A 12,710-nucleotide genomic window follows, 5' to 3' on the forward strand; every position below is an offset into this window, starting at 1 on the left:
TGATAGATTAAATGGATACTTAGAATTATTTCTCTTAGGAGACCGTCCGATGATGAACCCAAACTTAACTTTAGATGATCTGCAGTGGCAAACGCTCATTCAGCAAACTGCCGGTTATTTCAGCGATTTGACCATTAAACGGGGATTTCAATATTACAAGCAGGGCCGTGTCCACGCAAGCGAAAAGACGGATGCGTCCGGTGTGATCGAGGCTTCCGTGGATGGAACGGAAACCTACCGTATCAGGCTTCAGCTGCATTCCCTGAGCGACAGCGAATGCAGCTGTCCCGTTAACGAGGGCTGCAAGCATATGGTGGCCGTTCTGCTTGACTATGCCCAGCTTCAGGGGCGATCCATCCATGCTTTGGTTAATGCGCATTCCACTACGTATGCCGCATCTTCTTCGTATGACCGAAGCGAGCCCGCCTTGAGCCAAGGCCATGAACGGCTGCCTGCCGGAATTTCGAAATGGAGGGTCAAGGCCGACCATTTGCCCGAGCTGCCGATCTCCGCATGGCATGAGCTGTTCGAGGTTTGCACGGCTTCGCTGGGAGCTAATACGCAGAATTCGTTTTACGCCAAAAACGCGCTGGCTTCCCTCCATCACATTAAACCGCCGCTGCCGCCGGACATGGATCCGTTATACGAGCTCCATGCCCATCTCTTCATTCTCGAGAAGCTGGTCAAGCAGCCAGCCAGTGCTTGGAATGCCTCAGGCTCTTACATCGGCTATCATACGCAGGTAGCAGCGGATCATATCCTGGCCAGAATCGAGCGAATCCTTCATGAAGGGCTGGAGGACAGCGAGCCCGAAGAGGCATTCGGACAGCGGCTGACCGAGACGATTTCGTTTGTCCGGCGGAGCATGCTAAGCGAACCGCGGAACCGTAAATTTTACGCCCAGGTCTATATGCAGCTCTGGAGGTACTGGATTCATCCGTTGGCGAAAAAAAACGACGGCTTGATCAAGGAGGAATTGGAGCAGTTGCAGGCAGCCGAATCGGAACTCGGCAGCAGCCTTTCGCGCGCCTCATGGTATATGGCGCAGAGCTTCATGTCCTTCTATCTCGGAGAAGACGAATCGTCCTGGGACCTGATCAGGGCAGCGGAGAAGGTCAGCAGCCTGCCCCCGGCTTCCGTCCTGGGCTTCTTCGACATGCTGCATTCGGGACAAGACTGGGACCGCTTGGCCCGTTGGCTCCCGGAGATCGGCCCGCTGCTTGGCAGTCACCGCAACGAGCACCTCAGCAGCTATCAATTCTACTGGGATGCCGTCATAGAGCACCTGCCCGGGGAAGCGGAACGGATGTGGAGCAGTCTTGCCGACATGCTCCCTTATTCGAAGGACATCTATCAGAATGCCTTGATCACGCACGGCAGATGGCGGGAATGGATCGACTATCAATTAAGCACAGGCCGGGAGCCGCTGGAGCTTCGGGTCAGCGAACTCGCGCCGATCGAGAAGAATGCGCCCGAGCTGCTGCTGCCTTTTTACCATCAGGCCGTCGAACGCTATATCCTTCATAAGAACCGAGCCGGCTACAAAGCAGCCGTCAAGCTGCTCAAACGGTTGGCCAAGTTATATAAAAAGCTCAAACAGCAGGAGCGCTGGGATCTGTTCATTATTTCCTTGTCCGTACGCAACAGCCGGCTTCGCGCATTCCAGGAAGAGCTTCGGAGAGGAAAGCTGATATCATGAGCAGATACACGGAAACCATTACGGTCCATATGGCATTAAGCGAATACGGAGATGCCGTGATATACGGCTCTACCGTCATGCGGGGTTACGTATCCGGACAATACCTGAAGCACCGTTTATTCGCTTGGCATGAAGCCTCCTTCTACGGAACAGAGCTTACCGTCCAATCCGTTCAGGATATGGAAGTCATCATCTTGCCTTCCGAGCAAGTCATACCGTTCTTTGCGGACGGCCGGCTGCTCGAACATATCGAATGGGTTTGGGACGAGGATTGCCTTCCCTTCATTGAACTTGCGCCTTCGCTGGCAGCCTGCATTCAGGATAAGCAATACGCGCCCAGCTTGAGCGCCTTCAAGTCGGGCAAGCTGCAATGGATCTGGGATGCGGAGGCTTTCTCAGCCGAAGAGCAGGCCCGCCTCTCCGTCTTGAATGAAGACGAGATATGGAATGAAGGCTTGCGCGCCGCGTTCTCCGCCACCGTTCAAGAACAGTGGTACGGCAGCGAAGAAGCCGCGGCTGACCTGCGCAGGGAGTATCCCCTGCTGTTCTCGCCGAGTCGTACCGCTGCCGAAGGGATGGATGACAAGTCCTGGCTGATCTCCATCGGATGGCGGCCGGATACCGCTCCGTTCCGGCCCCTGCTGCAATTGCTGGAGCCGGACGAGGAAGAAGCCGAGTGGCGTCTTCGGCTCGTATTGCAGGACAAGCTGGACGCAGCGGCGCTTGCAGCCGTTCGTCTGGCCGAAGACGGGCAGGCATACGGATCGTGGCCGGAGACATGGACCGCCCATATCAAGGAGCGGTCCTCCGGCTGGCTCCAAGGTTTGCGGGCAGCACTGCCGGCCCGGGTGCTTCACGCTCCGGCTGAAGACATGCTCGGCGCACCGCTGTCCGACGAGGCCGCGTGGCAGTTCCTGACCGTCGACAGCCAGCGGCTCCTCCAGTCCGGATGGCTGGTGCTGCTGCCGGCTTGGTGGGAAGCCGCCAGCAGGAAGAAGCCCAAGCTGCGGGCGAAAGTCCGCTCCGGCGAAGGCGAGAGCGCGGAACGAAGCAGCGGCGGGTCCCTGTTCGGCTTGGATGCGCTGGTCAATTTCGATTGGCGCATCGCCATCGGCGAAGCTACCCTTTCCGAAGCGGAATTCGCCGAGCTTGTTGCCCGGAACGAACGACTGGTACGGTTCCGGGGCCAGTGGATTCCGCTCGATCCCGCTCTCGTCGCCCAAATCCGCCAGATGATGGCGGGCGTAGACCGTGAGGAAGGCCTGTCGTTTCAGGATATTCTGCACTTGCATCTGCTCGGGAACAGCGATGAGACGGAGCAGGTTCGTCAGGATGAGGAAGAAGCACGTGATCCGGAACGGATCAAACTGGAAGTGGAGCTGAACGAGCATCTCGTGAAGCTCATCGGCCAACTCGGCCGGCAAAGCGAATGGCCGAGCCTCCCTGTCCCCGCCGGTCTGAAAGCCGAGCTCCGGTCGTACCAGCATGACGGCTTTGCCTGGCTTGCCTTTTTGCGGCGTTACGGGCTCGGTGCATGCCTTGCCGATGATATGGGCCTTGGCAAAACCGTGCAGTTTATCGCCTACCTGCTGCACGTGAAGGAGACGACAATGGAGCGGGAAGAGAGACGCCTCCCTTCCCTGCTGATCTGTCCGACCTCGGTGCTTGGGAATTGGCAGAAGGAGCTTGAACGGTTCGCCCCGTCGCTCCGGGTCATGCTGCATTACGGTGGGAAGCGCAGCAGCAGCGACGATTTCTATCATGAAGCTTACCAAGCGGACATTATTCTTACTTCCTATGCGACGGCAACGCTCGACCAAGAGATGTTAAGGGACATGAAATGGGAAGCGATCGGCATCGACGAGGCCCAGAACATCAAGAATGCCGACACCAAGCAATCCGCCGCCGTGCGAAGCTTCCCGGCAAGGCACCGCGTTGCGCTTACAGGTACACCGATTGAGAACCGACTGTCCGAGCTGTGGTCCATCTATGACTTCATCAACCCCGGTTATCTCGGTAGCCTGCGGGCATTCAATCTCCGGTTTATCCAGGCCATCGAAAAAGACAAGAACGAGCAGCGCACAGCCGATCTTCAGAAGTTGATCAAGCCCTTCATGCTCCGCCGCAAGAAAAAAGATCCAGCAATTCAGCTCGACCTGCCGGACAAGAACGAGATGAAGACCTATATCCATCTCACGGCCGAGCAAGGCTCGCTTTACGATCAGACTGTGAACAGCCTCCTGGAACGCATGCAAAAGCTCGAGGGCATCGAGCGCAAAGGCGCCATTCTGGCAGCTCTGACGCAGTTCAAGCAGCTCTGCGACCATCCGGCTTTGCTCACGAAGGAGCCGCTCCCGGAACTCCCGGGGGGAGGCGGCTTGCTTGACACCGAGGTCGTGGTCAACCGTTCGGCCAAGCTGGAGCGGCTGCTGTCCATGGTGAAGGAACTGCGGGACGAGGGCGAACGCTGCCTGATCTTCACCCAGTATATCGGCATGGGCGAGATGATGCGGCAGGTGCTGCATCAGGAGCTGGGTGAGCCGGTGCTGTACTTGAACGGCAGCACGCCGAAGCGGACGCGCGATCGCATGATCGAGCAGTTCCAGTCCCGGACGCTCCCGCCCGAAGAGCAGCCGAACGTCATGATTCTCTCGATCAAGGCCGGCGGCGTCGGCCTGAATCTGACAGCGGCGAATCACGTGTTCCACTTCGACCGCTGGTGGAACCCTGCCGTGGAGAATCAGGCAACCGACCGGGCCTATCGAATGGGGCAGACCAAGGACGTCCAGGTCTACAAGTTCATCTCCATGGGAACGCTCGAAGAACGGATCGACGAGATGCTGGAGAGCAAGCAGCAGCTGAGCGATCAGGTTATTGCAAGCAGCGAGGGCTGGATTACCGAGCTGTCTACCGATGAGCTGAAGGATCTGTTCACGCTGCGGCGCGATTGGGCGTAATCGTTGTGTCAAGGAGTGAGCTGCTAGGCGATTGTAGAGCTCCGCTTCCGTTGGAGCATAGCGCGGAATGCCTGTGGAACGCCTAGATCGCTTCCAGTTGTCGCTCTATAACAACATCATTGCGCGTAGCAAAAAGCCCCGTGTGTGCAGACACGGGGCTTTTGTTATATGCGGGGTTGACGAGCTGCGAGAAGATTTGCATTGTTACGCGTTTGAAGCTTGTATGACAGGGCGATGTTTTCTATTAACGGACACAGAATACGCTATTAAGCCAAAACCCATGATACTGGAACACGAACCGGACTGTGAGTCCGTTATTTGCTCCAAAATATGATGAATATGCCGGTTATGAGCCCAATAACGGATCTTGTGTCCGATAAAGTTGTAATTAGGGCGTAATTTCGTCAAATAACGGAACTGGAGTCCGATTAGTCGGGAACAACAAGTAGTTTGGCTACTTCAAGAACAGTAAGTGCCGGCGCGGAGTCAGGAATTACTGGTGCAGCAAGCGCAAAATGCACGGAATCCATTCTTTCTGGCATAACAAGTACCATCAGTATCGCAATCCGTCACATCAAGCACCAAGCGCAAACGGCATGGAGCCCTATTACTTCGGCGTAGCAAGTGTATCCCGCATCCGTTACCTCTGGCGCAACGAGTGCACTCGCTCCCCTCACTTCTCCTCCATCAGCTGCCGCAGCTTCGCTTCCGTGGTCGTGTCGGGAGCCGGCGTATAGATGCTGCACCGCAGGTCATCATTTCCGTACACTTTGAGCGACGTGAGCTCATATACCATTTTCCCGGCCTTGGCATGCCGGAATTCCAGATGCACCTCCGGGGCGTAGCTGACCTGGCTCTGCTCCCACATGCGGTTGAAATCGGGGTGCCCGTTCTTCATTTCCTCCAAAAAATGGTCATACCATTCATCCTCGACATATTGACCGTAATAGCTTCGGAACATCGACAGGAAGCCGCTGGCAAACTGCTCCCAGTTCACCGCCAGTCGCTGGAATTCCCTGCGGGTAAAGAGCAGCCGGATCATGTTCCGCTCCTCGGGCGGGATCCGGTCAAAATCTAGGAACACGTACGCAGCCGCGCGGTTCCACCCCACGATATTGCACTTCCGATCGGATATCATGACGGGACAATATTTTAGCTCGGTGATGATTTTTTGCAGGGACGGGCTGATCTGCACCGCTTCGTGTTTGACCGTATACGGCTCCGCCCCGCTCTCCAGCGCCAGGGAGTACAGATATCTGCGCTCGTCCGCGTTCAACTGCAGCGCACTTGCGACGCAGTCCAGCACGGATGACGACACCTGGATGTCGCGCCCCTGCTCGAGCCAGGTGTACCAAGTGGTACTGACGCCGGCCAACTGGGCGACCTCCTCCCTGCGCAAGCCCGGTGTTCTCCTCCGGGTACCGGGCGGCAGCCCGACGGACTCGGGAGAAATTTTGGCACGCTGCCCTTTCAAAAAAGCGGACAACGCTTGCAGCCTAACCTGGGAATTCATCTATCATCCTCCTTCCTTCAACAAGGATAGCAGTTTTTATACTAGGATAAACGGTATCTTGTAATAGGATACTATACGTGACATTATAACCTTAAGATTGACAAGTTATAAAGTCCTAAGGAGGCTGTTCATCCATGGAAAGAGTCGTTATCACCGGTATGGGCGTCATATCGCCGCTCGGCCATGATGTTGATACGTTCTGGTCCCGGCTTGTACGAGGAGAGTCCGGTATTGCACATATAGAAAATTTGGACACATCAAGACAAAAGGTACAAATAGCAGGAGCCGTGAAAGAGTTTGACGCAAACGCGCTGTTCGGTGCGAAGGAAGCCCGGCGGTTGGACCGCTTCTGCCAGTTTGCGCTGGCTGCGGCGGATCAAGCGATAAGCCAGTCGGGCCTTGATCTTGATCAGATCGATCATGAGCGCATGGGAGTCTACGTAGGCTCCGGCATCGGCGGCATCCAAACCCTGATGAATCAGAGCGGCACGCTGTCGTCTCGGGGTCCCGAGCGGGTCAGTCCTACCCTGGTACCCATGATGATTCCCAATATGGCGGCCGCGCTCATCAGCATTAAATACAAGGCGCTGGGCTCTACGCTGGCACCGGTTACGGCATGTTCGATCGGCAATACGGCGATCGGCGAGGCTTTCTTTAACATCCAAGCCGGCCGGTCCGACATCATTATCGCGGGAGGATCCGAAGCCGCATTGACCGACATCTCGCTGGCCAGCTTCGCGAATGCCACCGCCCTGTCCTCCCGCAACGAGGAACCAGGCCGTGCCAGCCGGCCGTTCGATGCGGACCGCGATGGATTCGTCATCGCGGAAGGAGCCGGCATCCTCATCCTGGAGTCGCTTTCCCATGCCTTGCGCAGAGGCGCCGTCATACTGGGCGAAGTTATCGGTTACGGTGCCAGCTCGGATGCCTATCATATGGTCGCAACGCCGGAAGACGGCAGCGGCGCGGCACGTGCGATGAAGCTGGCACTGGCCGAAGCGGACCTCTCCCCGGCCGACGTGGACGTCATCAGCGCCCATGCCACCAGCACGGTCATCGGTGACCGTTCGGAGACGGCGGCCATCAAGCAGGCATTTGGCGAGGAGGCATACCGCATCCCGGTAACAGCCAACAAGTCGATGACTGGACATATGCTGGGCGCATCCGGCGGCGCGGAGGCCATTGCCCTCGTGAAATCCCTGCAAGAAGGCATCATACCGCCGACGATCAATCTGGATCATGCCGATCCAACCTGCGATTTGGATTATGTGCCCAACGAGGCGAGAAGCGCCAAGCTCCGCATCGGCATGTCCAATTCCTTCGGCTTCGGCGGACATAATTCAGCAATTATTTTAAAGAGATATGAGAACGAATAACCATGAGTCTACGCCCCCAGCGATAACTGGGGGCTTTTTCTTGTTGCGATAATTGGAGGATGGGCCGAATAATGGGACTGAAACAGAAACAACGGCTTTTATAAATTTTTTTTCGCAGAATCAAACTTTTTGAACGACTCGCACGTCTTGCTTCCGTAAATCAATTGCAATTGATGGTTACCCGCGCGGGCCCAAAGGAGTGTCATATTTACATGAGAGGCGGCCGGAAGCTTGAGAAGCTTCTTATCCAATGCATAACCGAAAATCAGGACAGCGCCTACCGGCTGGCATACAGCTACGTCAGAAATAAAGAGGATGCCCTCGATATCGTTCAGGACGCGATCCACAAAGCATTTTTATCCATGGAAAAGCTGAAGCAGACGGGTTCACTAAAAAGCTGGTTTTTCCGAATTATTGTCACAACCTCCCTGGATCTCATTCGAAAACAGAAAAAAGTCCGCGTCATGGACGACGAGAACCTGGAGTTCATCTTACCCTGCAGTCATGACCACTATCCGAATCTGGATCTGGCCCAGTCCCTGGAGGATCTGCCTGACAAGTATCGGGTCGTCATTATTCTCCGGTTTTTCGAAGATATGAAGATGGACGAAATTGCCGAAGTGCTCCATGAGAATGTCAGCACGGTGAAAACGAGGCTATACCAAGGACTGCAGAGACTGCGGGTGAACCTAAGCGAGGAAGACCAAGAGGAGGCACAACGATAATGCATGACAAGCTGAATAGGATGAAAGAGCAGTACGAGAGCACTCCTATTCCCGACGAACTAAGCTCGGTGGTCAACAAAGCCATTGCAGCCAGACGAACAAAAAATAGAGCAATGCCCTGGCTCGCCGGCGTGGCCGCTGCATGCGCACTGCTGTTTGCCGGCGTGAACGCAAGTCCCGCATTCGCCAAGGCCATGTCCGGTGTGCCCGTTCTGGGCGAGATCGTCAAGGTGATGACCATCCGCGAATATGCCGAGCAGGACGGCAGCACGGAAGTGCATATCGAAACGCCCGGCATTGCCAACCTGGGCAATCCGGAGCTTGAGCAAACGCTGAATAACAAATACCTGGAAGAGAACAAGAAGCTGTATGAGGACTTCAAAGACGAAGTCGCCCAGATAAATCATAAAGGCGGCGGGCATCTCAGCCTCGATAGCGGTTATGAAGTCGTGACCGACAATGAACAGCTGCTGACGCTTTCCCGCTACGTCGTAGAGTCCGCAGGTGGCTCCGCCGAGTCCAGACAATACGATACGATCGACAAGATCAACCATTTGGTGATCACACTGCCAAGCCTGTTCAAGGATGATTCCTACATCCAAGTCATCAGCGACAATATCAAGGAGCAAATGCGCCGGCAGATGCAGGATAATCCCGAAATCACCTACTGGGTAGAGCAGCCTGGCGTCCAATCCGATATACCGGAGGATCTATTCCAATCAATCGCCAAGGATCACAATTTCTATATTGATAAGCATGGCAAACTGGTCATCAGCTTCAACGAATACGATGTGGCTCCCGGCTATATGGGCGTCGTGGAATTTACGATCCCTACGGAGGCCATCGCGGATCAGCTCGTCAGCAACGAATACATTCGATAGATCCGTCTTCCATCACCAACATACGAATGCAGACCGTTCTTCCGATCCCTGTTGCCCCTAAATTTTTCTTTTTGAAACTTTATGAGTCCGTGGGAATCCGGAGGACAAGGAGACGCTTCGCTTCTCCAGAACGCTTCCGCCTTCTCAACCTTAAAGATATCAAACCATAACCCTGGAGGTAATCACGATGAAAACAATGAAGCATACCAGCCCACTGGCCAAAACACTCGCGGCTGCCGGATTAGCCGGCGTCCTGATGATATCCGCTTCGGGTCTGCCATCCGCTCATGTCCATGCCGAAACCCAAAACGCCGCGAGCACGGAACAAGTGAAGGCTCCGACCGCTCCCCCGCAACGGGTAACGTTCAAGACATGGCACTCCAAGGAAAAATGGCTCGAAACAGATATCAAGATTCCTGTATTCCAGGGTCTGGCCGATACCAAGTACCAAGATCAGCTAAATGACATCATCGAATCCCATGCTTCCAAGGATATCGCCAAATGGGAGAAGGAAGCTTCCGAGGCTGCGGCAAATGCGGAACAGAACGGCTATACCATGCACCCATATCAGCTGACGATCACCTATGAGCTTACATCGGATGGCACGGACGACAGCCTGATCTCCCTTAAGGTCATCACGGAAGGCATGGGAATGAACAATGGCGATCCCCGCGTGGATACGTATAACTTCACGAACGAAGCCGAAGCCCGGTGCGTGACGCTGGAGGACCTGTTCGGGAAAAATTACAAATCGATCGTGGATACGGCGGTCAAAACCGCGATTGCCGCGGATCAGGACCATTACTTCGCGAACGAAGACGGATTTCAAGGCATAGACGCGGAGCAATCCTTCTATGTCGCGGACGGAACAGCCTACATCGTATTCCAAAAATACAGCATCGCTCCAGGATCCACGGGAACGCCGGAATTTGCCGTGAAGCTGCCGGATACAGCACCCGAAGAGAAGCCCGTTTCCGCCGTCTTGAAGCCAGGCGCTTACTACAAGGATAACACCGGCAAGATGATGGTTCCCGCGGCCCGCGTGCTGCGTCAGCTCCAATTCGACGTCAAGTGGAACGGCAAGAGCAAAACCGCGGAAATCTCCAAAGGCGCCGTCTGGAGCGTGGTGACGCTGAACAAGGATGCGTACGCATTGGGCAAAACGGCTCCGCGCTCGCTAGGCGCGTCTCCTGCTATGAAAGACGGCCACGTCTATGTTCCGCTCGCTTTCCTCACGGACATTCTGCAGCTGCAGGCTGACCAAAGCCCATATGGCGAGATTACGGTGACGGAAGCACAATAGCTTTTTTCCACGCAATCAGATCGTCCCTGCTTTCCATAAAGAGCTGGCAAAGTCGGGACAACGGCACAGCAGCATGGCTGCAAAAAAAGAGGCCTCTCCAACACGGAGAGGGCCTCTTCTTATTTCAATGACTGGGGGAATTGCCTGACGCGGCTTTCAGTACCCCGTTTTCAGCAATGAATTGGTCAACAATGCCCCTCCGCCAAGGCTTCTCCAGCCCTGCCGCCCCATTCATCGTCCATCAAATATCGGGCTTGGACATACTCTCCTTCACGCACGAAAGTCAGACGGTAATACACCTCTTCATCCTCGCAAATCTCAAAATACAAGGCATACCGCCCTTCTTGCAGCGGAAGCTCGATGACGGCGTCTGACATGACGGATAGCAGCTCCAGCTTGCCAGGATCCAAAACGTCAAACGGCACGACCATTCGGCGCTGCGCGTTCGGGTCTTCCGTGAACGCCTCTGTCAGGGCCAGCTTCACCCAAGCGCCGAAAGCATCGTCAGGAATCGGATCAAAGGTCAGATAACCGGGATGAATGACCGCGCCCTGCTTGATATTGATTTCTCCCCACTGGCACAACTCCTCGTCAAAATCCCGCGAGCGGACTTGAATCTGATGGTGCGAGATGGTGAGATCCACCTCTTGGGTCATTTTTGTATGCTGCATTGTACGGCACCTCGTTCGTAAAAAAATTCTATTTAAGCTGCTCCATATGGATCGTGGCCAGCCGGCGCTCTTTATCCACCTGAACCCGCATGCCGATGCCCAGCTTCTCCTCGAACAATCGGGTAACATTCAGATACTTATCCTCCACCACGCCCGACCCTCCTTGGCCGTTAGAGCGCGTCATGCCTGCGGTGATAATCTCCTTCACCATATCCCCGTCCGCATTGGCTGTCGGGTCGTATGTAAATATGGGCTCTTTACGGTCATTATAAAAGATGATGTCCTGCCGATATTCCTTGGCGTTCACATACTCTTTCCGGGTCTCGATATAGTCGTTCTCCAGATGGTCATACTGGACCCTCCCTGCCAAGAACGGATTGTCCTCCGAAGCCTCCACCTCGAACTGTCCATATGCCAATTGATACAGCATGTTGAGGTCCGACCCTTCCAGTCTGTAATAGAGCGGGCGCAGCTCCCCCTTCTTATCGGTTGCGGCGAAGCCAGCCAGCAGCGGCCAAGCATCCACTTGTTCACCATCCACATCAACGGCGAGCTGGTATTTGGTCAAGACCTCCTCATGCTGAAAAAGCCCATACGTTCGCGCAATAAAATAGCCGGGTGTCAACAACACGGCCGCCACCAACAGGATGACTCCCCAGAGGACCCGTCTGTTGTTCATGCTGTCACCTCTCCTCGCTGGTTCTTCATCCGACTCCTAACAACCGCCTTTAGGCAAAGTTATGGGCATTAGGAGTGGTGTCTTCTGCTTCAATTAGTAGTCCACTTCTTCAATGTCGGTGCGCAGATTGCGGTTGGACCCCTGAAGCAGCTCCGTGAAGGAAGGCGCGATATAGTACACAAAATCAGGATCATGCACGTACATGATGATCTGCCCGGACGTTCCCGGCTCAGCCGGATCGAAATCCAGCATTAGATACAATGAACCGCCCGCCATCGTGGCAAACGGATACCATGCCTTGTGGAACAGGTACGGTTTAATTTCCGGATCCAGCCGCTGTACCTCCTCTGGACCGTAGTACGCATCGAGCCGTTCGTCCCGCTCGCAGAAATATGATTTGATTTCCCTCATCTCATCCAGGCTCATCAGATAGAACGGGGTGTATTCGCCATCTCCCTCGTTACCGGGATAGAGCACGTGGAATGCGTACCCGCTGCCGTCCTTCTTGCTGTAGAACGAACGGAAATCCTCCGGCAAAGCGATCCCGAAATCCTCTTCAAATTGCTTCAATCGATCCGAGGGCGCTCCCTCCAATTGTTTATATTCGCCCAGCAGATCCCGAAGATCTTCGGCCACCTTCTCCTCCAGCAGCTGCTCCAGCTCGGTCATCAGACCATCGATGACAGCATTCATATAAACATCCCCTCCGTTTACAGCATGTCCGCTCACTCCAAGCGGAACGCTTTCCCTTTACTAAAAAGTATATAGAACCCGCTCCAATGAAAACAACATGTCCAGCGGCATGCAAAAAAAGGGACAAAATCCCTGTTGAGATGTCTATTTTTGTTCTTTTATGAAAAAGCCCCGGGTATTTTCGCTTCCGGCTGCTGCGCTTGTCATCCATAC

General features: G+C 54.8%; 10 protein-coding genes. 6 read left to right on the forward strand and 4 right to left on the reverse strand.

The window, feature by feature from the left end; translation table 11 throughout:
- The first annotated feature begins 49 nt into the window (after nt 1-49).
- Both BMX45_RS13880 and BMX45_RS13885 read left to right on the forward strand, forming a co-directional pair.
- Nucleotides 50-1,699 carry an SWIM zinc finger family protein gene (locus BMX45_RS13880; protein WP_090910173.1) on the forward strand — a complete coding sequence of 550 codons (1,650 nt, stop codon included), beginning with the start codon at nt 50-52 and terminating at the stop codon, nt 1,697-1,699.
- Nucleotides 1,696-4,656 (forward strand): DEAD/DEAH box helicase, encoded by a 2,961-nt coding sequence (locus BMX45_RS13885; RefSeq protein WP_090910174.1) that lies wholly within the window; start codon nt 1,696-1,698, stop codon nt 4,654-4,656. The genes BMX45_RS13880 and BMX45_RS13885 overlap by 4 nt, the downstream gene beginning before the upstream one ends.
- A 673-nt stretch (nt 4,657-5,329) precedes the next feature.
- Here the strand turns inward: BMX45_RS13885 and BMX45_RS13890 are convergent.
- Entirely contained in the window at nt 5,330-6,169 is an 840-nt protein-coding gene (locus tag BMX45_RS13890) for a helix-turn-helix transcriptional regulator (RefSeq protein WP_012818663.1), read from the reverse strand.
- A gap of 134 nt (nt 6,170-6,303) precedes the next feature.
- On the opposite strand from BMX45_RS13890, the gene fabF reads away from it, so the two are divergent.
- The 4 genes from fabF to BMX45_RS13910 all read left to right on the forward strand — a co-directional run bounded on the left by fabF (nt 6,304) and on the right by BMX45_RS13910 (nt 10,454).
- Nucleotides 6,304-7,545, forward strand: a complete 1,242-nt coding sequence (gene fabF / locus BMX45_RS13895; RefSeq protein ID WP_090910175.1) for a beta-ketoacyl-ACP synthase II — start codon at nt 6,304-6,306, stop codon at nt 7,543-7,545.
- A 212-nt stretch (nt 7,546-7,757) separates the two neighbouring features.
- A complete protein-coding gene (locus BMX45_RS13900) occupies nt 7,758-8,270 on the forward strand; it encodes an RNA polymerase sigma factor (RefSeq protein ID WP_090910176.1) in 513 nt (170 codons plus the stop codon).
- Nucleotides 8,270-9,151 (forward strand): anti-sigma-V factor RsiV, encoded by an 882-nt coding sequence (locus tag BMX45_RS13905; RefSeq protein ID WP_090910177.1) that lies wholly within the window; start codon nt 8,270-8,272, stop codon nt 9,149-9,151. The genes BMX45_RS13900 and BMX45_RS13905 overlap by 1 nt, the downstream gene beginning before the upstream one ends.
- Nucleotides 9,152-9,338: 187 nt before the next feature.
- Nucleotides 9,339-10,454, forward strand: a complete 1,116-nt coding sequence (locus BMX45_RS13910) for a stalk domain-containing protein (RefSeq protein WP_090910178.1) — start codon at nt 9,339-9,341, stop codon at nt 10,452-10,454.
- Between the two features lie 185 nt (nt 10,455-10,639).
- On the opposite strand, the gene comJ is transcribed toward BMX45_RS13910, so the two are convergent.
- From comJ to BMX45_RS13925, 3 genes are all read right to left on the reverse strand, one after another.
- Entirely contained in the window at nt 10,640-11,125 is a 486-nt protein-coding gene (gene comJ / locus BMX45_RS13915) for a competence protein ComJ (protein WP_090910179.1), read from the reverse strand.
- Nucleotides 11,126-11,153: 28 nt separating this feature from the next.
- Complete coding sequence (locus tag BMX45_RS13920) at nt 11,154-11,804, reverse strand: hypothetical protein (RefSeq protein WP_090910180.1); 651 nt, start codon at nt 11,802-11,804, stop codon at nt 11,154-11,156.
- 93 nt (nt 11,805-11,897) lie between these two features.
- Nucleotides 11,898-12,497: an SMI1/KNR4 family protein gene (locus tag BMX45_RS13925; RefSeq protein ID WP_090910181.1), complete on the reverse strand. Its 600-nt coding sequence runs from the start codon at nt 12,495-12,497 to the stop codon at nt 11,898-11,900.
- Between the last annotated feature and the right edge of the window lie 213 nt (nt 12,498-12,710).

This window comes from Paenibacillus sp. cl141a (assembly GCF_900109305.1).
GTDB lineage: Bacteria > Bacillota > Bacilli > Paenibacillales > Paenibacillaceae > Paenibacillus_AQ > Paenibacillus_AQ lautus_A.